Source organism: Acinetobacter nectaris CIP 110549, from assembly GCF_000488215.1.
Taxonomy (GTDB): Bacteria; Pseudomonadota; Gammaproteobacteria; order Pseudomonadales; family Moraxellaceae; genus Acinetobacter; species Acinetobacter nectaris.
The window spans coordinates 1-19,365 of record NZ_KI530734.1; the positions used below are offsets into that span (position 1 = coordinate 1).

General features: G+C 40.0%; 14 protein-coding genes, 2 tRNA genes and 2 rRNA genes. 7 read left to right on the top strand and 11 right to left on the bottom strand.

Annotation, left to right across the window (positions count from 1 at the left end; translation table 11 throughout):
* The 7 genes from P256_RS08850 to P256_RS08880 form a co-directional block, all read right to left on the bottom strand.
* A 23S ribosomal RNA gene (locus tag P256_RS08850) occupies window positions 1–2,845 on the bottom strand; the annotation flags it as partial.
* Window positions 2,846–3,216: 371 nt separating this feature from the next.
* Window positions 3,217–3,292, bottom strand: a tRNA-Ala gene (locus P256_RS08855).
* A 41-nt stretch (window positions 3,293–3,333) separates the two neighbouring features.
* Window positions 3,334–3,410, bottom strand: a tRNA-Ile gene (locus tag P256_RS08860).
* 59 nt (window positions 3,411–3,469) lie between these two features.
* Window positions 3,470–5,006: ribosomal RNA gene (locus P256_RS08865) — 16S ribosomal RNA — on the bottom strand.
* 450 nt (window positions 5,007–5,456) lie between these two features.
* A complete protein-coding gene (locus P256_RS08870; RefSeq protein WP_023273352.1) occupies window positions 5,457–6,530 on the bottom strand; it encodes a hypothetical protein in 1,074 nt (357 codons plus the stop codon).
* A 20-nt stretch (window positions 6,531–6,550) separates the two neighbouring features.
* Window positions 6,551–7,375 (bottom strand): CDP-diacylglycerol--serine O-phosphatidyltransferase, encoded by an 825-nt coding sequence (pssA, locus tag P256_RS08875; RefSeq protein WP_023273353.1) that lies wholly within the window; start codon window positions 7,373–7,375, stop codon window positions 6,551–6,553.
* A gap of 34 nt (window positions 7,376–7,409) precedes the next feature.
* Complete coding sequence (locus tag P256_RS08880; protein WP_023273354.1) at window positions 7,410–8,267, bottom strand: 23S rRNA (adenine(2030)-N(6))-methyltransferase RlmJ; 858 nt, start codon at window positions 8,265–8,267, stop codon at window positions 7,410–7,412.
* Between the two features lie 111 nt (window positions 8,268–8,378).
* On the opposite strand from P256_RS08880, the gene P256_RS08885 reads away from it, so the two are divergent.
* Complete coding sequence (locus P256_RS08885; protein ID WP_023273355.1) at window positions 8,379–8,978, top strand: 2OG-Fe(II) oxygenase; 600 nt, start codon at window positions 8,379–8,381, stop codon at window positions 8,976–8,978.
* Between the two features lie 61 nt (window positions 8,979–9,039).
* The gene (locus P256_RS08890; RefSeq protein WP_023273356.1) at window positions 9,040–9,561 is read left to right on the top strand and encodes a hypothetical protein; all 522 of its coding nucleotides are present in this window, start codon (window positions 9,040–9,042) and stop codon (window positions 9,559–9,561) included.
* A 54-nt stretch (window positions 9,562–9,615) separates the two neighbouring features.
* Here P256_RS08890 and P256_RS08895 read toward each other — a convergent pair whose 3' ends face one another.
* The 3 genes from P256_RS08895 to P256_RS08905 form a co-directional block, all read right to left on the bottom strand.
* The gene (locus tag P256_RS08895; protein ID WP_023273357.1) at window positions 9,616–10,602 is read right to left on the bottom strand and encodes a malate dehydrogenase; all 987 of its coding nucleotides are present in this window, start codon (window positions 10,600–10,602) and stop codon (window positions 9,616–9,618) included.
* 157 nt (window positions 10,603–10,759) lie between these two features.
* On the bottom strand, window positions 10,760–11,437 hold the full coding sequence (locus tag P256_RS08900) for a ribonuclease T2 family protein (RefSeq protein ID WP_023273358.1): 678 nt from the start codon (window positions 11,435–11,437) through the stop codon (window positions 10,760–10,762).
* Between the two features lie 56 nt (window positions 11,438–11,493).
* Window positions 11,494–13,464: a lytic transglycosylase domain-containing protein gene (locus P256_RS08905; RefSeq protein ID WP_023273359.1), complete on the bottom strand. Its 1,971-nt coding sequence runs from the start codon at window positions 13,462–13,464 to the stop codon at window positions 11,494–11,496.
* 236 nt (window positions 13,465–13,700) lie between these two features.
* On the opposite strand from P256_RS08905, the gene miaB reads away from it, so the two are divergent.
* Genes miaB through ybeY form a run of 3 tightly spaced genes read left to right on the top strand, consistent with a single transcriptional unit; the run spans window position 13,701 to window position 16,768 of the window.
* Entirely contained in the window at window positions 13,701–15,155 is a 1,455-nt protein-coding gene (gene miaB / locus P256_RS08910; RefSeq protein WP_023273360.1) for a tRNA (N6-isopentenyl adenosine(37)-C2)-methylthiotransferase MiaB, read from the top strand.
* A 38-nt stretch (window positions 15,156–15,193) separates the two neighbouring features.
* Entirely contained in the window at window positions 15,194–16,273 is a 1,080-nt protein-coding gene (locus P256_RS08915; protein ID WP_023273361.1) for a PhoH family protein, read from the top strand.
* 9 nt (window positions 16,274–16,282) lie between these two features.
* Window positions 16,283–16,768 carry an rRNA maturation RNase YbeY gene (gene ybeY, locus P256_RS08920; protein ID WP_023273362.1) on the top strand — a complete coding sequence of 162 codons (486 nt, stop codon included), beginning with the start codon at window positions 16,283–16,285 and terminating at the stop codon, window positions 16,766–16,768.
* Window positions 16,769–16,777: 9 nt separating this feature from the next.
* Here ybeY and P256_RS08925 read toward each other — a convergent pair whose 3' ends face one another.
* Entirely contained in the window at window positions 16,778–17,644 is an 867-nt protein-coding gene (locus P256_RS08925) for an energy transducer TonB (RefSeq protein ID WP_040332078.1), read from the bottom strand.
* Between the two features lie 207 nt (window positions 17,645–17,851).
* On the opposite strand from P256_RS08925, the gene P256_RS08930 reads away from it, so the two are divergent.
* Together P256_RS08930 and P256_RS08935 are read left to right on the top strand one after the other, a co-directional pair.
* Window positions 17,852–18,484 carry a hypothetical protein gene (locus P256_RS08930; protein WP_023273364.1) on the top strand — a complete coding sequence of 211 codons (633 nt, stop codon included), beginning with the start codon at window positions 17,852–17,854 and terminating at the stop codon, window positions 18,482–18,484.
* 95 nt (window positions 18,485–18,579) lie between these two features.
* Window positions 18,580–19,272, top strand: a complete 693-nt coding sequence (locus tag P256_RS08935; protein ID WP_023273365.1) for a DUF3108 domain-containing protein — start codon at window positions 18,580–18,582, stop codon at window positions 19,270–19,272.
* The last annotated feature ends 93 nt before the right edge of the window (window positions 19,273–19,365 follow it).

Genomic DNA, 19,365 nt, shown 5'->3' on the forward strand with positions numbered 1-19,365 from the left:
CTACACTTCCACATCCAACCTATCAACGTCCTAGTCTTGAACGGCTCTTTAGGTGACATAAAGTCACAGGGAAATCTAATCTTGAGGTAGGCTTCCCGCTTAGATGCTTTCAGCGGTTATCCCTTCCGAACATAGCTACCCGGCGATGCGACTGGCGTCACAACCGGTACACCAGAGGTTCGTCCACTCTGGTCCTCTCGTACTAGGAGCAGATCCTCTCAAATTTCCAACGCCCATGGTAGATAGGGACCGAACTGTCTCACGACGTTCTAAACCCAGCTCGCGTACCTCTTTAAATGGCGAACAGCCATACCCTTGGGACCTGCTTCAGCCCCAGGATGAGATGAGCCGACATCGAGGTGCCAAACACCGCCGTCGATATGAACTCTTGGGCGGTATCAGCCTGTTATCCCCAGAGTACCTTTTATCCGTTGAGCGATGGCCCTTCCATACAGAACCACCGGATCACTAAGACCTACTTTCGTACCTGCTCGACTTGTTGGTCTCGCAGTTAAGCGCGCTTTTGCCTTTATACTCTACGCGTGATTTCCGACCACGCTGAGCGCACCTTCGTACTCCTCCGTTACTCTTTAGGAGGAGACCGCCCCAGTCAAACTACCCACCAGACATGGTCCTCGATCCAGATTATGGATCAGAGTTAGAACCTCAACATTACCAGGGTGGTATTTCAAGGATGGCTCCATAGTAACTGGCGTCACTACTTCAAAGCCTCCCACCTATCCTACACAAGTAAGGTCAAAGTTCAATGTCAAGCTGCAGTAAAGGTTCACGGGGTCTTTCCGTCTAGCCACGGGTACACGGCATCTTCACCGCGATTTCGATTTCACTGAGCCTCTGCTGGAGACAGCGCCGCCATCATTATGCCATTCGTGCAGGTCGGAACTTACCCGACAAGGAATTTCGCTACCTTAGGACCGTTATAGTTACGGCCGCCGTTTACTGGGGCTTCGATCAAGAGCTTCGCTTACGCTAACCCCATCAATTAACCTTCCAGCACCGGGCAGGCATCACACCCTATACGTCCACTTTCGTGTTTGCAGAGTGCTATGTTTTTAATAAACAGTTGCAGCGGCCTGGTTTCTGAGGCTGCCGACAGCTCAGGAAGCAAGTTCCATCACCATCAGCAGCGTACCTTCTCCCGAAGTTACGGTACCATTTTGCCTAGTTCCTTCAGCAGAGTTCTCTCAAGCGCCTTGGTCTACTCGACCTGACCACCTGTGTCGGTTTCGGGTACGATTCCTGTGTAACTGAAGCTTAGAGACTTTTCTTGGAAGTATGGTATCAGCCACTTCGTAGGTAAACCTACTTGCTATCGACTCTCAGCATAGAGCACCCCGGATTTGCCTAAGATGCATGCCTACTGTCTTCCACCTGGACAACCAACGCCAGGCTGACTTAACCTTCTCCGTCCTCTCATCGCATTACACAGAAGTAATGGAATATTAACCATTTTCCCATCGACTACGCCTTTCGGCCTCGCCTTAGGGGTCGACTCACCCAGCCCCGATTAACGTTGGACTGGAACCCTTGGTCTTTCGGCGAACGGGTTTTTCACCCGTTTTATCGTTACTCACGTCAGCATTCGCACTTCTGATACCTCCAGCATGCTTCTCAACACACCTTCATCGGCTTACAGAACGCTCCCCTACCACTTACGCTAATGCGTAAATCCGCAGCTTCGGCACATAGTTTTAGCCCCGTTACATCTTCCGCGCAGGCCGACTCGACTAGTGAGCTATTACGCTTTCTTTAAAGGATGGCTGCTTCTAAGCCAACCTCCTAGCTGTCTATGCCTTCCCACATCGTTTCCCACTTAACTATGATTTTGGGGCCTTAGCTGGCGGTCTGGATTGTTTTCCTCTTGACTACGGACGTTAGCACCCGCAGTCTGTCTCCCGGATAGTACTCATAGGTATTCGGAGTTTGCATCGGTTTGGTAAGTCGGGATGACCCCCTAGCCGAAACAGTGCTCTACCCCCTATGGTATTCGTCCGAGGCGCTACCTAAATAGCTTTCGGGGAGAACCAGCTATCACCAGGCTTGATTAGCCTTTCACCCCTATCCACAAGTCATCCCCTGGCTTTTCAACGACAGTGGGTTCGGTCCTCCAGTTAGTGTTACCCAACCTTCAACCTGCTCATGGATAGATCGCCTGGTTTCGGGTCTATACCCAGCAACTAAACGCCCTATTAAGACTCGATTTCTCTACGGCTCCCCTATACGGTTAACCTCGCTACTGAATATAAGTCGCTGACCCATTATACAAAAGGTACGCAGTCACATAATAAATATGCTCCCACTGCTTGTATGCATGCGGTTTCAGGATCTATTTCACTCCCCTCACAGGGGTTCTTTTCGCCTTTCCCTCACGGTACTGGTTCACTATCGGTCAGTCAGGAGTATTTAGCCTTGGAGGATGGTCCCCCCATATTCAGACAAGGTTTCACGTGCCTCGCCCTACTCGATATCATTATCTAAGCCCTTTCGTGTACGGGACTATCACCCTTTATAGTCACACTTCCCAGAGTGTTCCACTAAAACTTAGATAACTTAATGGGCTGATCCGCGTTCGCTCGCCGCTACTGACGGAATCTCAATTGATTTCTTTTCCTAAGGGTACTGAGATGTTTCACTTCCCCTCGTTCGCCTCAACAACCTATGTATTCAGTTATTGATACCTACCTTATGGTAAGTGGGTTCCCCCATTCAGAAATCTCCGGATCATAGGATATTTGCCGCCTCCCCGGAGCTTATCGCAGGCTATTACGTCTTTCATCGCCTCTGACTGCCAAGGCATCCACCACATGCACTTAATTACTTGACTATACAACCCCAAACAGTCGCTTACGCGAACTTCAAGGTGTACAGCTTCAATCTCATACCAAAACGCTTGATTCAGTTAATTTGCTAGTTCTCATCTCATTTCAAGTTGCTTTAATGTGAAATTAATTAAAATTTCAATTAAAACGCTTCAAAATGTATGAGTGAACAATTTTATTTCAGACTCAAATTGAATAATCTGTTAATGATTTAACATGCCTTCGTCAGGTCATGTACTGTGATTACTCACAGAGGTTAATATCAAGGTGGCGTAGTATACGCAATCTTTCTACTAAACTCTATAAGCAAATAAGCTGTTTGCTTATTTATTAGCTTAACTTTAATTAAATTGAAATATCAATCTGATTAAAATCATGGTGGAGACTAGGAGAGTCGAACTCCTGACCTCCTGCGTGCAAAGCAGGCGCTCTACCAACTAAGCTAAGTCCCCAGCTTAAAATCATTTCGAATTGTACATTATCTTCTAGTCTTTGGTGGGTCTGACAAGACTTGAACTTGTGACCCCACGCTTATCAAGCGTGTGCTCTAACCAACTGAGCTACAGACCCTCAGATAATATACCGAAGAACAACTTGTTGTGGATTCTTACCAAGTCTCACCTTTTCGTTAAGGAGGTGATCCAGCCGCAGGTTCCCCTACGGCTACCTTGTTACGACTTCACCCCAGTCATTGGCCACACCGTGGTAAACGTCCTCCCGAGGGTTAGACTATCTACTTCTGGTGCAACAAACTCCCATGGTGTGACGGGCGGTGTGTACAAGGCCCGGGAACGTATTCACCGCGGCATTCTGATCCGCGATTACTAGCGATTCCGACTTCATGGAGTCGAGTTGCAGACTCCAATCCGGACTACGATCGGCTTTTTGAGATTAGCATCACATCGCTGTGTAGCAACCCTCTGTACCGACCATTGTAGCACGTGTGTAGCCCTGGCCGTAAGGGCCATGATGACTTGACGTCGTCCCCGCCTTCCTCCAGTTTGTCACTGGCAGTATCCTTAAAGTTCCCATCCGAAATGCTGGCAAGTAAGGAAAAGGGTTGCGCTCGTTGCGGGACTTAACCCAACATCTCACGACACGAGCTGACGACAGCCATGCAGCACCTGTATCTAAGTTCCCGAAGGCACCAATCTATCTCTAGAAAGTTCTTAGTATGTCAAGGCCAGGTAAGGTTCTTCGCGTTGCATCGAATTAAACCACATGCTCCACCGCTTGTGCGGGCCCCCGTCAATTCATTTGAGTTTTAGTCTTGCGACCGTACTCCCCAGGCGGTCTACTTATCGCGTTAGCTGCGCCACTAAGTCCTCAAAGGACCCAACGGCTAGTAGACATCGTTTACGGCATGGACTACCAGGGTATCTAATCCTGTTTGCTCCCCATGCTTTCGCACCTCAGTGTCAGTATTAGGCCAGAAGGCTGCCTTCGCCATCGGTATTCCTCCAGATCTCTACGCATTTCACCGCTACACCTGGAATTCTACCTTCCTCTCCTATACTCTAGCCACCCAGTATCGAATGCAATTCCCAAGTTAAGCTCGGGGATTTCACATTTGACTTAAATGGCCACCTACGCGCGCTTTACGCCCAGTAATTCCGATTAACGCTTGCACCCTCTGTATTACCGCGGCTGCTGGCACAGAGTTAGCCGGTGCTTATTCTGCGAGTAACGTCCACTTATCCTAGGTATTATCCAGGTAAGCCTCCTCCTCGCTTAAAGTGCTTTACAACCATAAGGCCTTCTTCACACACGCGGCATGGCTGGATCAGGCTTGCGCCCATTGTCCAATATTCCCCACTGCTGCCTCCCGTAGGAGTCTGGGCCGTGTCTCAGTCCCAGTGTGGCGGATCATCCTCTCAAACCCGCTACAGATCGTCGCCTTGGTAGGCCTTTACCCTACCAACTAGCTAATCCGACTTAGGCTCATCTATTAGCGCAAGGTCCGAAGATCCCCTGCTTTCCCCCGTAGGGCGTATGCGGTATTAGCGCTCCTTTCGGAACGTTGTCCCCCACTAATAGGCAGATTCCTAAGTATTACTCACCCGTCCGCCGCTAGGTCATGTAGCAAGCTACAATCCCCCGCTCGACTTGCATGTGTTAAGCCTGCCGCCAGCGTTCAATCTGAGCCATGATCAAACTCTTCAGTTAAAATCATTAATTCCTTAAGGGAATCAATCTGGCTCATTAATCACTAGCAAAAATATTCGCCCTCAAATAAATTTTCGAGTAAATTTCTACTTTTAATCAATGAATCTTAAATATATTCAGTGATCACTCAGTAAAAATCCACACAAGTTGTTCTTCAATTCTATTAATGATTCGCATCACTGATTCGTCATCAGCAAGCTAGGTCGGCTATATTACTCTCTTTTTAAAGAAAGTCAACTGTAATCTGAAAGTTTTTTTATCTTCTTAATCAAACCTAACTTTAATCAATCTAAGAACTAAATCCTAAACCAATCAACTAAGTTACTGTTTACTAAGAAGTTTCTTTCAACATCACCGCCGATGGATACGCATTATAGACCAATACATTTCAAACGCAACCCCCTAATCCAATTTATTTCTATTTTATTTATCAATAGAATAAAATGTGTACTAAATAAGAGTTTTTTCAATAAATTTGAATTTTTTTACAGCAGAATAGAAAGGTTTTAAATTACCTGTGAGTATCTCCTGCATATTGTCTAACTTATTTTCACTCAAAATAAAGGAACGACTATCAATATACTCCATATAACCAATAGCTTTTTCAGAGTATGTCTTTTGGTTAATTGTAATATCTGCTGTAAAGCTATCAATCACACCATTAGCAAATCCAAATTTAAAGTCTTTTCGTGATTTAGCTCTTACTTCGATTTGATATTGTTTTGATTTCAATTGCCACTCATGTTCTTTAGGAATAAATAAACTTTTTTTGTCAGATAATTCAATTCGCGGAAATACACTGTATAAGTTATAACTAATCTCACTTGTATAGATCCTACCCTTATTTTTTTTAGTTTCACAAATTATCACTTTTCTATGTGTTATTAAATTCCTGTTATATTGATGTTGCTGAAAACAAATGCATAAACCATCTATTTCTATAACCATTCGCATATAAAAATATATTTTTAAAAAGGGCTGTTGTAAAAATTTATTTGAAAATAAATATCCAAATCGTTCTAAGCTTATAGTTTCATTTTGATACTGTATTGTTCCTTCAAAATTTACATGAGTCACATCTTGCTTAGAAAAGAAATTAGATGATGGAAATGTATAAGTTTTAGGTTTTAAATTCAGGAATAGATCAAATATAAGGTCTTTATCATTTTTATTTAAATTGATTTGTTGTTGTATCTGAAATAGGTTAAATAGTTGAGATAAGATAAAAGTTGTTTCAGGCTCAGATTGAATAAGATTACTCTGAAGATCTATACATTGATAATGTTGATTGAGCTGACCATTTACACTCAGAAATAAGTGTAGTTTTTGCTTTTGATGCTGGAGTTTATTGTAAATTGGGTGATGTGAGACTCCAATAAATACGTGGAATGAGCAATAGTGAATAGGTGCTGGTAGGTTTAGAAAAAGAAAATTCCAATGCTTGGTAAATAGCGGCTGATACTCTAACGTAAGAAAATTCTTTTTAGATTTTGGGGGTATATGACCATCTTTAAGTCTACTCATACCCCCTCCTCTACTATTGACTATTCATCAGAAGCGTCTTCTTTGCTTGCAAAAAAGGTCGTTATGAATCCAGATAGTACATACAATATAGATACAACGAGTATACCTACAGGAATATTATAAGTCATTGCTGCAAGAATAAGTACAACAGGAAGCATGACAATAAAAGGAACACGCTTTTTATCCATCTGCTTAAATGAGTAGTATTTCATATTTGAAATCATAAGCAGGCCTGTCACAACCATAAATACAGCATAGCCTATTTGTACTGCTTTATCTTTAACCTGAAATACAGATGAATAATCTCTACTTACCCAAACAAGACAAACCACTAAGATTGCCGCTAATGGACTCGCAATACCGATAAAATAACGTTTATCTACCACGCCTATTTGCACATTAAAACGTGCCAATCGGAATGCTGCACATGCTGCATACACAAAGCAACATGCCAACCCTATACGCCCTAAACCATGCACACTCCAACTATACATCAGTATTGCAGGAGATATACCGAAGGCAATTAAGTCGGATAGTGAGTCGAGTTGTTCACCAAATGGGCTTTGTGCACCAATTGCACGCGCAACACGCCCATCTAGCCCATCTAATAATGCCGCCAAAAATATAGCATAAATCGCTTGTATATAATGGCCATCCATACTCGCAACAATGGAATAAAAACCTGACAGTAAAGCGGCTGTCGTAATTAAGTTTGGCCACAAATAGATACCGCGTTTTTTTACACGTTGACCTTCATTTGTGTCTTCTTCTTCAATCACTTCAAATGTTAATCCATCATGAACATCATCTGAATACTCGCCATTGCGCTTTGGTGTCTTGGTCATATATTTTGTTCCTAGCTATCCAGAGTGGGGGTCATTATTCACCAACAAGCCACTTTACTGCAAATGATCCACCCGTTTCATGCATTTTCAAGTGCGGAAGTAACCACTTTAATGCTTCTTCAGCTTCTTGAGCAAACTTCCATGGTGGATTAATCACAAGCAAACCACATCCATTTAAACCAATCGGTGTATCATCTGGCCAAACACATATTTCACAAACCAATTGACGGCGAATACCCGTTTTTATCATTTTCTTTTCAAAACGCTGGATCATGGCACGATCTTTAATTGGATACCAAACAGCAAACACTCCAGTCGGCCATTTATTGTATGCATTTTGAATTAACTCTACCAATTGTGGAAAATCTTTTCTTTCCACTTCATAAGGAGGGTCAATCATAACCAAACCACGCTTTTCACGTGGTGGAATTACACCAAGTAATCCCTCATAGGCATCACGTTCATGCAATCCCATTTTTTTATCGCGAATATTATGGCGTAGTTGTTCAAATACATCACTCTGCATTTCAAAAACTGTTGCCTTATCTATTTCACGCAAACCTTGTAGTGCCACCCATGGTGAACCTGGATAAGCACCTTTACCTTCTTGCTCACGTAGTTGCTCTACAAGCTGTAAGTATTTTTGCACACCTTCAGGAGATTTTTTAATCTGACCCGGCTGTAACTGCATAAGACGGTGAATACCTGACAAAAACTCACCTGACTTTTGCGCAGGCGCTTCAGACAGGTCATACTTTCCTGCACCACCATGTGTATCAATATAGCGGTAAGGTTTGTCTTTCAAATTTAAGCGTGTAAGAAGTTGAAGTAATAAAACGTGCTTCATTACATCTGCAAAGTTACCTGCATGAAAGTGGTGACGGTAGTTCATATATATGTATGTTCCTCATTTCTGCAAATATATTAACATGAAAAAAAACTTACATGCTGAATCACGATTTGCTCTAGAATAAGTTCCCTTTATTTTATTGTTATTTTTAAAATGACAACAGCCTCTCTCCCTATGCCTTGGGATGTTGATCAGATCGTAAATCAGCTTGATGAATTTGGTTTTAGTATCATTAAACAAGCATACGATGACGTTTTCTTTACTGCATTAAATACAGAATGCCTCTCTAAAATGGATAAGTTTCGTGCTGCGGCAATTCAAGATGGCGTAATTAGTAAAATTCGTAGTGATCATATTTTATGGATTAATGAAACCCAATCACTTGCACACAAACATATCTTAGCTTTAGAAAATCTTTCACAATCTTTAAATCAAGCTTTTTTTCTTGGTATTAAAAATGTAGAGGCTCACTTTGCTTGCTACAATGTTGGTGAATTTTATGCACTACACCGAGATAACCCACAACAAAAAAATCATCGTGTTATTTCGAGCGTTTTCTATATTCATAAAACATGGCAAGAAAGTTGGGGAGGACAATTACGCTTACAAGACAAAAAAATGAACTGGCATATGATTGAACCCACTGCAAATAGCATTGTTATTTTTGAAAGCAATTTGTTGCATGAAGTAATCACCTCTAAACAGAAACGACTTTCAATTACTGCTTGGCTTAGAAATGATCTAACATTGTGATAAGCTTTAATTTCTAAAAAAGTCCCTCATATTATTAGAATAAACAGATTAAGGTACTCTTATGAGCAAGAATATCATCGAAAGAATTGGTGAAACAGATCAATTGTATTTAGAGCAAAACTCTGCAAGCCTTGCTTTAGAGCGTGCTGATTTACGCCTTCAGCTTGTTACACTTAGCCGTAATAAACAAGAGCAAGTACATTTCTTACATGAGGCCATTGCTTTATTAGAACAGTCACGTCTTGAGTTTGAAGAAAATATTTCTATTGCTGAATACACGGAGCTTTCGCTCCTCTTAGTTAAAGCATATATGATCTATTATGAACTCACGAAAGATACAAAATTTGCGCTAATTACCCAACAAATTTTAAAGCCGCTTGCACATTTACACGATGGGAATGTCTACTTTTATCTTGCATATGCTTCAGTTATAAAAGGTGAAGTAGCAATGACTCAACATTGGCTAAAAAAATATGCAAGCACAGATCAGTTTGATTTACATCTAATCAAGCAACATCATGCTTTTGTAAATATACAACAACTGCCATGGTTGAAAGAGATACTCACTAGGAAATTAAACTAATTTTGCAAACAATAAAAAAGCACCTTTGAAGGTGCTTTTTTACGCTATATCACTTTAGTTAAGTAGGTGAGCAATTGCGCTACGCTCTTCTTCCAACTCTTGTAATGTAAGATTCATACGCTCACGGCTGAACTCATCAATTTCTAGACCTTCAACACGTGTATATTCACCATTTTCACAAATTACTGGCACACCATAAATAACGCCTTCAGGAATACCATAAGAGCCATCGGATGGAATACCCATTGTCACCCATTTTCCTTGAGTACCTAGTGCCCAATCATGAATATGATCAATTGCTGCATTTGCAGCAGATGCAGCAGAAGAAAGACCACGCGCATTAATAATTGCTGCGCCACGCTTACCTACTGTTGGTAAGAAATCATCTTTATTCCAAGCATCATCATTAATTTTATCTTTTAGGCGCTCACCGTTTACTGTTGCAAAACGATAATCTGCATACATTGTTGGTGAATGGTTACCCCATACCGTAAGTTTTTCAATATCTGCAACAGCAACATTTGCTTTTTGAGCAAGTTGCGTAAGCGCACGGTTATGGTCTAAACGTAGCATTGCTGTAAAGTTTTTTGCAGGAAGGTCTGGTGCAGATTTCATTGCAATATATGCATTTGTATTTGCAGGATTACCAACCACAAGAACTTTTACATCACGGCTTGCATGATCATTTAATGCTTTACCTTGTACTGTAAATATTTTTGCATTTTCTTGTAATAAATCTGCACGTTCCATACCCGGACCGCGTGGGCGCGCACCAACCAACAACGCATAATCTGCATCTTTAAACGCAACATTTGGGTCATCTGTGCAAATAATTTCATTCAACAAAGGAAAAGCGCAGTCATCCAACTCCATTTTTACGCCTTGTAACGCTTGTTGAGCTTTTTCAACTGGAATTTCTAGAAGTTGTAAAATAACTGGTTGATCTTTCCCTAACATTTCACCACTTGCAATACGGAATAGTAAGCTATATCCAATTTGACCTGCAGCGCCAGTTACGGCAACACGAATGGGTTGCTTCATGTAATTATCTCCATTTGAGGTGCGTTAATATGATTAAACAGCGAGGTTCTATTTAATCTTTTTAATCATAAACGACCAACATTGTACTCCAATCTTTTTATTGTTGCATGGTAAATATGTGCTTTTCATCTGTGATAAAAATCATTTTAATTTCAAACTAGTAAGTTCCCTGTATATTAAACTGGGCTGGACAATTTGATGTTATATTCGTAGGACATGTTTTAAATTGACCATTATTTTTATAACAAATACTAATATGGGTTAAAACAGCATTATGACTATCTTTTTGACAGTTAAGTTGTATGCCCTTTGCAGGTAATCCTTTATTTAAAGAGAGAAACTGTTCCTCAAGAGATTGTTTAGACATCGCATGTGAGATGGTATCTGTTAATACAGCAGGAATTTTTAAATTTTGTGCATAATTAATAATTGTTCTAAAGTACTGAGGTGCATTCATTGGAACACAGCCACCAACGGCGTGCCACAACTGTACTCTGTATGATTCATCAGGAATCACACGCGCAACAACTTTAGCTTGCAACGGTGAAAGCACAGCAGATGTATCTGTTGCACATGCCTCATTATTTCTTGTGAAGTTTTCAGGCACAAGACTACCTATCGTCAGTGCATAACCTTCCAAACACTTTCGTTGCTTTCTTTGGTTCTGATCAAATGCACATACCGCAGGCGTCATTTGAATATTGAGCACATAGCCCTCTGAAATATCTAGTTTTGCTGCCTGACTAGAAGATGAGATAAAGTAACACCCAAACGTGCCAACAATAAACATTAAGGCATATGTCGTAAAATACTGTAAATACTTACCTTTAGACATAAAATATACCAATCTCTTCCATAACCCTATTCCACATACTGTACTTATACTTCTGATTATTCACTGCTACTACGTAAAGGAATTATTTTCATCCATTTACTTATGTATTGCTGTCCTTGCCCCAGAATTGCACCATAATGAATTGTATTCGTCATAACATTTTTAACATAGTTTCTTGTTTCATCTAAAGGAATGCTTTCTACATATTGGTCAGCGGCAATTGGCTGATCTGTAGGTTGCCAGCGCAAAGCCCTATTTGGCCCTGCATTATAACCAGCAGTTGCAAGTACAGCATTACCATTTAGCTGTCCTTGTATCATGGACAAGTAATACGTCCCATAGCGGACATTGGTATTCATATCGCTCAGTGCTGCTGGATTATATGTCTCACCCATTTGTCTCGCAACCAATTTGGCAGTATTTGGCATAATTTGCATTAATCCTCCTGCTCCAACATTAGAACGAGCATTTGCTACAAAACGACTTTCCTGACGCATTAGACCATAAGCCCATGCAGGATCTAAGCCAACATTACCACTATGTAAAACAACTGCATTTTGATGAGGTGTTAAGTAACGCAAATTATAGTTATGTCGACTTACAGTTCGCTCCGCTGCATAAATTGCACGGTCGTACCATGCCATATTTGCAGCTTTTTGAGCAGCAGCAAGAAGTAAGCCATCATCTTTTTTCAGATATGCTTGTCTCACAGCCCAGTTCCACTCTCTATTTGCATAGCTAGCAGGCGCGGCTATAGTACGCAAAGCAAAAGCACGATTAAAATTAATATCTTGATTTACACGTTGCATATCATCAGCACTTGGCTCTGCTTGGTCTACTCTATTGTACTTTTGACCAATTTTTTCCTGAGCTAGCAAATTATAGTAATCATCGCCATTGTTTGCTAAATCACTATACAGTGTACTTGCCTGCTTCTTATAACTTTTATCTGCTTGTTGCTCATCTGCACGGGCAAGCCAATATTGCCAACGGCTTTCTTGCTGCTGTGTCACACCCATCACAGAAATTGCACGAATTAAGCTATCCCATGCACCAAAACGAATGGCTTGCCGCGCATAAATCTCAGCCTCTTCTGCACTAAATGGAATGCCATAACTCGCGTCAAAATAATTTAGTACAATACGGTTAAAATTATTTTTAAGTACCGTTGTACCACCAATATAAGCAACTGTTCTATAAAGATACTTTTGTACAGCAGGTGGTACACCTTCTGCTGCACGATTGGCTGCGGTTAAACCTGCGGTTAAATCGCTATCTGCCAAACGTCCTAAAGCAAAAATTAAATAAGCATAGTCTGTATCATTTGCTTTTGGTGCAGACCAAAGATAGCCCAATGGATTTGTTTGAATTTGTGTGAGCTGTGCAATAGAAACATTTAAACCCAATGACTGTGCTGTAGATGCTGCAAGACCAATTTGACCTGCTCGAAGTTGTGTCCATAATCGCTGTTGTTTATCTTCTGTTGTCATCAAGGGACTAGATGACATCATTCTATTTAAGCCCATACAAGAATCAGGCATATTATTATTTGTACTTAACCACAAATCCTTATATTCAGCAAAGACTAAAGGATCACCCGATTTAGCACGCACTTGCGCAATTGCACAGTTTTCAGCATTGTCGGGATTCGTAATATAAGATAAAACAGGTTGTGCATCTGCGTAATTGGTTTCTTTTACTTTTTCTTCAACATAGTCAGCAGCCAATTTTTCTGCCATTGCCGAATTTGGATATTTTTGTGCAAATTGAATAATACTTGATGCAGGTTGCAGGGCTAAGTTTGTATTTAATTTAAAATATTCAGGATAATACCCTAAAACATCATTTTGCATTGCAATCGCATCTTGATCGAGTCGAGTCAAATTGCCTGAATTTGCAGCTGCGAGTGCATCATTAAATTGTTCATTTGCAGCATTTGCGATAGATACAGTACATCCCAAAGACAAATGAAATAAAACAACTCCTAAATAGCGTTTATTTTTTTTATGACTCACACACCCACCCATAGATTGCACATAAAAATCACATCACTCAATGCTAAACTTTTTAATCTTATTTTAATGTGAACACCTCTCTTATTCTTGTTATGTTGTGTAATTATTGGCGATTTTTCATGTGATTTAATTGTAGAAGTCATTTACTACTCGTTTATGTAGAAAAATGCTAAAATATCGCTCCACTTTTTACTGTTGTGTGAAGCCAAATTTAGCTTTCATGCTTAACCTTTGTATCAGGAGCCTACATGACGGTCCAAACTTTCATTCCTTCGCGTGACGAAGCTGCCTCAGAAAATACTGTTCACCAGCCTTTAAACACCTCAGACCTGTCTTCAGTGAAAAAACTATACATTGAAACACAAGGGTGTCAAATGAATGAGTATGACAGTCATCGTATGGCAGACCTTTTAGGTGACTCTCACGGGTATATTCTTACACAAGACCCAAAAGAAGCCGATATTCTGTTGATGAATACCTGCTCAATCCGTGAAAAAGCTCAAGAAAAAGTATTTAGCGAACTCGGTAGATGGAGAAAGCTAAAACAACAAAACCCAGATTTAGTGATTGGTGTAGGTGGTTGTGTTGCTTCGCAAGAAGGCGACAATATTCAAAAAAGAGCACCGTATGTAGATATGGTCTTTGGCCCTCAAACACTACACCGTTTACCTCAACTGCTTGACCAACACGAAGATCAACATAAAAAGCCTAAAAAAGAGAAAATTAAGCTGGTTGATATTTCGTTTCCAGACATTGAAAAGTTTGACTTCTTACCTGAACCGCGTGTAGAAGGACACAAAGCATTTGTTTCAATTATGGAAGGCTGCTCGAAATACTGCTCTTTCTGTGTTGTACCCTATACACGTGGTGAAGAAGTATCTCGTCCACTTGATGACGTATTGGCTGAAATTGCTAGCCTTGCAGAACGTGGGGTACGTGAAGTCTCTTTACTTGGTCAAAATGTAAATGGCTATCGTGGTGAAACTTTTGAAGGTGATGTTTGTACTTTTGCAGAGTTACTTCGCTTAGTTGCTGAAATTCCGGGAATTGGTCGTATTCGTTACACGACATCACACCCATTAGAGTTCTCTGAAGCTCTCATTGAATGTTATCGCGACTTACCACAAATGGTTTCACACCTACATTTACCCGTACAAAGCGGCTCAAATGATGTATTACAAGCCATGAAGCGTAACCATACTATTGATGTTTATATTAATAAAATGGAAAAACTTCGTAAAATTCGTCCAGATATGCATTTATCAAGTGACTTTATCATCGGGTTCCCGGGTGAAACTGATGAAAATTTTGCCGAGACATTACAATTCATTAAAGATTTAGATTTCGATCACTCTTATAGTTTTATCTATTCAAAACGTCCGGGCACACCTGCATCCGAGCTTGAAGATACCATTCCTGAAACAGTGAAAAAAGAACGCCTTGCTCAAGTACAAAAAATTATCAAACGTTCAAGTATTGATAAAACAGATGCAATGAAAAATACCATTCAACGTGTTCTTATTGAAAAAGTTTCGGATAGAGACCCTCATCTTTTGGTTGGAACAGCAGACAATACTCGTTATGTCACTTTTGTTGGGGATGCTTCATGGGTTGGTCGATTTGCAGAGATCGAAATTACTGAAATTAAAACATTGAATTTAGTTTACGGCGAGCTCTTGAATCTTGAACCTGACGTAGCGTAATGTAAGGGGACAACCAAAACCAAAAAAGAGGAACTCTCTTGACCGCATCTATTCGACGTACAGTAGCTTTTCCTGGTATTTCAATGGAGCATACAAAAAATATGCTCGGCGCTTATAACGGACACTTAAAACAAATAGAACAGCGCCTAGATGTAAACATTAATCATCGTGGCGATGTTTTTTATATTGATGGTGAACTTGATGCAGTCGAGAGGACTGAGTCACTCTTACAAAAACTATATGAAGAAGCAGCATCTGCACAAGTAAGTGCAGATGCTCTTCACTTAATTATTCAAGGCAGTCAAACTGACCGTGAAATCGTAGACCAATCTACACAAGAACATACAGGTCTTGATGATGTTTGGTTACAAACCCGAAAAGGTCGTATTAACCCAAGAGGCGCCAACCAAAAACGTTATGTACAGCGTATTTTGCAAAGCGATATTTCTTTTGGTGTTGGCCCTGCAGGTACAGGAAAAACATATCTTGCAGTTGCTGCTGCGGTAGATATGCTTGAACGTAATGAAATTCAAAGAATCTTATTAGTCCGCCCTGCGGTAGAAGCAGGAGAAAAATTAGGTTTCTTACCTGGTGACTTAACTCAAAAAATTGATCCATACCTTCGTCCGCTATACGACGCATTGTATGAAATGCTAGGTTTTGAGAAAGTTGCTAAACTCATTGAACGTCAAGTCATTGAAGTTGCACCTCTTGCTTATATGCGAGGTCGTACACTCAACCATTCATTTGTTATTTTGGATGAAGCACAAAATACAACGCCAGAACAAATGAAGATGTTCCTTACACGCCTTGGTTTTGGTTCTCGCGCAGTCATCACAGGTGATATTACCCAAGTTGACTTACCACGAGGGCAACAATCAGGGCTTGCACATGCACTGCGTGTACTTGAGCCTGTGAAAGAAATACACATTACCCACTTTCACTCTCGTGATGTAGTGCGCCATCAACTTGTACAGAAAATTGTTGAAGCTTATGATGGCTGGGACAGCGAACAACAACGTATCGGTGCAAAAGCACGTGCCGAGCGCAAAGCACTCCAAGAAGCCCTCATTGCTGAAAATGATTCTGCTGCCGACCAGCAGCACCAACATGCCTAAGGATTTGTTTTGAAAATTAGCCTTTCACTACAACAAGACGTTTTAACACCTGAATTGGTGTTAAAACGTGCTTATATCAAAAAAGTTATTGAAACAACACTGCGTTACATTCAACTTGCGCAAGACTCTGAAATAGGTATTGCCTGTGTCGACTCAGATGCAAGCCAAACACTTAACGCGGAGTATCGTCATAAAGACAAACCAACCAATGTTCTTTCTTTTCCAAGCGACTTACCTGAAGATGTACTCAAAGTCATTGATATACTTCCACTAGGTGATCTTGTCATTTGCATTCCTGTAGTATTACAAGAGGCAAAAGAACAAAATAAAGCTCCTCTTGAGCATTTCACACATATGCTTGTGCATGGCACACTCCATCTTATTGGGTATGACCATGAAACAAGTACAGAAGATGCTGAGGAAATGGAAGCTATTGAAATTGAGATTTTAGCAAAGCTTGGTTTAGATAATCCTTATCTTTCAATCGATCATTAATTTACTGTGTTATGGCGTTTTCACTTGAGTTTCTCCTGTATGGAAACGCCATGTTCTTATAACTCTTAACTCAGACAGTAAGTTCATACTTTGTGAAAACTTGCCAAACGGTGCGCCACGACGTACAGAACGTTTCGCAGCCTCATCAAGTATACTATGTCCTGAACTTTCCAATAAATGAATTGCTTTCACACTGCCATCAGGCTCTAAGACAACCATCAATCGCACATCACCAGATAAACCTTGTTGCTTTGCAGCCAAAGGATAATCTCTATTTCCAAATAACTCGACTTTTTCTCTAAACTGCTCTAAATACTTTGCTGTACTGTCTTTTTTTGCTTCTACCGAGTCAATCGTTTCTGTATTTTTTAACTTTGCATAAATTTGCTGTTGCTTTAAATACTGTGCCTCTAAACTCTTTATCATCATTTCTTTTTCAGAATAGCTGCTTTCAAAGGCATCCCTAGCATTCATCTGCTCATGGTTTTCAACTTCTTTTTTCCAACTTAGCGTAGTAACTAGCATATGCTCTTGAGTTTGCTCAACAGCAGTCTGCTGTAAAAAGCGATCTTTTTTTGTTTGAGCGTGTGCACCTTGACTCTCCGTACGCTCAATAGGAAGTAAAATTGTCGAAATCTTTTTCTTATCTTTGAGTTGACCACCACCTCTCTGATCTTGCTCTGCTAAAAAATCAGCATTATTCAATGATTCATGGCTAGGTGTAAGTACTACCGTAATATCTTGTGAAATATTATTATGATATTCAGGCATTTTAAATGAAATAAGTAGTAGCCCTATATGCAATACTATGGCAACTAAGATAGAAAAACTGAGAACTTTATCTTTCCATATAAAAAAGTATCGAAGGTGTCCCATATTCCGTTTTTCTATATCCATTTAAAACTAAAAGAGAAAAACATAGACTACAACAAAATCTTTACAGAATGCGATAAAAATGTTTATTTATGCTACCTTACTCGCTATCGAATGATAATTTCAGCGCCTTAACGCTAGCAAAATACGATTTTTGATCGAACTGATCCATATTGTTGCTTATCACATCATATGACTTTGGAACATCTTATGCAGACGCTCATTACCAACATTTCCAACTATATACAAAACGTATATCAGAAGGCTGGAGGATTCATTGAGGAAGAGCGAGAATTTGCGCTATCTCAAGTATTTTTAAATGCTACATTAAAACGTTTTGTCACAGACAATGTAGGGTTACTTAAAGATTTGCATGCAGATGTTCATGACGATTGGTTACGCTTATATGCAACGATTAATGTACAAGGGTTGCATACAACGCTCTCAGTCGACTTAAAACTTCTAAAAATGGAATTAAACAATAATATTCAGCTCATTGTGTTTGAACAAATTAGTAACACTCAAATTGTTAGTGCAAAGTTTAAGAATAAATTTCAAAAGTGGGCAATTCACTCAGCACTTTTCTTTTATCAAAAAGTCCTCAAAAAAGACCCTTTAGGCAAAATTCTGCAACACTTTAATGTACTTGAAGTGAAAGATGGACTACTTCACTTAGATTTAAATAAGTGGTTAGGAAAAAACCGCTCTGTCATTGATACGCTTGGCAAAGTAAATGTGAACCATGCACGCTTGCAAGAAACAGAACTAGTTATTATGGGAAGAGTTAATTTAGAAGCACTTATGCGAATTAAGCATATGGCAAAAGAAACACCAACTTCCTAAAAACTAAATACATATCTTGCACAGACGCAATATCTTGATTCACTAAAATATAGAGCATCATTTGTTGAAGTCTTCTCTATAGGAACAAGATAAGCATGCAAATAAAAAAATTTTTACAAGGTGCTCTACTGACAAGCGCAGTTATGTTTTCTGTACATAGCTTCGCGCTTACACCATTTCAAGCCACTTATCAGTTTGCTTACAATGGACATAATATCAGTACTGCAACGCGCACACTACAAGCAACTGAAAACAATCACTGGACATATAAATTTGCTGCAAAAGCAGGCGTCCTTGCCTCTGCAACAGAAACGAGCCAATTTACATTTAACAATGATAAAGTCATTTCAGATAAATTTTCTCGCGCTACGAAATATATTGGTATTTCAGATGCCTTAAATATTAATTTTAACCATGCAGATAAAAAAGTTACGACAAACAAAGATGGTACTGTACGTAGTTTCCCTCTCGAGAATAATCCATTAGATGAACTAAATGCAGAAATACAAATTAGAGAAGATCTAAAAAACAATCGCCTTAAACCTGTCTATTACATTACTGATGCTAAAGGAATAGATGCTAGAAAATTTGTGAACCTTGGAGAGGAAACGGTAAAAACTCAATATGGTGACTTTAAAACGATGAAGTTTAAGCTTGAGCACAACAAACCAGAGCGTAATACTCTCTTTTGGCTTGCACCTCAACTTGACTACTTACCTGTCAAAGTTGCACATAATGACGGCGCTAATTCATACTCTATTTCACTAATTAACTATAAATGGCAATAAAATAATCAATTTTTAAACTTTTGGCTTGCAATTTCTAGGATGCTTTTTAAAATACGCTTTTGCTTAAAAAGCATCCAATTTGTAGAGGTTCCG

Bases quoted from the DNA above. Each gene is read 5' to 3' on its own strand.
- P256_RS08870 (WP_023273352.1), bottom strand. From the start codon at position 6,530: ATGAGTAGACTTAAAGATGGTCATATACCCCCAAAATCTAAAAAGAAT.
- miaB (WP_023273360.1), top strand. From the start codon at position 13,701: ATGACGGTCCAAACTTTCATTCCTTCGCGTGACGAAGCTGCCTCAGAA.
- P256_RS08900 (WP_023273358.1), bottom strand. From the start codon at position 11,437: ATGTCTAAAGGTAAGTATTTACAGTATTTTACGACATATGCCTTAATG.
- pssA (WP_023273353.1), bottom strand. From the start codon at position 7,375: ATGACCAAGACACCAAAGCGCAATGGCGAGTATTCAGATGATGTTCAT.
- P256_RS08895 (WP_023273357.1), bottom strand. From the start codon at position 10,602: ATGAAGCAACCCATTCGTGTTGCCGTAACTGGCGCTGCAGGTCAAATT.
- P256_RS08905 (WP_023273359.1), bottom strand. From the start codon at position 13,464: ATGGGTGGGTGTGTGAGTCATAAAAAAAATAAACGCTATTTAGGAGTT.
- P256_RS08930 (WP_023273364.1), top strand. From the start codon at position 17,852: ATGCAGACGCTCATTACCAACATTTCCAACTATATACAAAACGTATAT.
- P256_RS08890 (WP_023273356.1), top strand. From the start codon at position 9,040: ATGAGCAAGAATATCATCGAAAGAATTGGTGAAACAGATCAATTGTAT.
- P256_RS08885 (WP_023273355.1), top strand. From the start codon at position 8,379: ATGACAACAGCCTCTCTCCCTATGCCTTGGGATGTTGATCAGATCGTA.
- P256_RS08925 (WP_040332078.1), bottom strand. From the start codon at position 17,644: ATGGGACACCTTCGATACTTTTTTATATGGAAAGATAAAGTTCTCAGT.
- P256_RS08880 (WP_023273354.1), bottom strand. From the start codon at position 8,267: ATGAACTACCGTCACCACTTTCATGCAGGTAACTTTGCAGATGTAATG.
- P256_RS08935 (WP_023273365.1), top strand. From the start codon at position 18,580: ATGCAAATAAAAAAATTTTTACAAGGTGCTCTACTGACAAGCGCAGTT.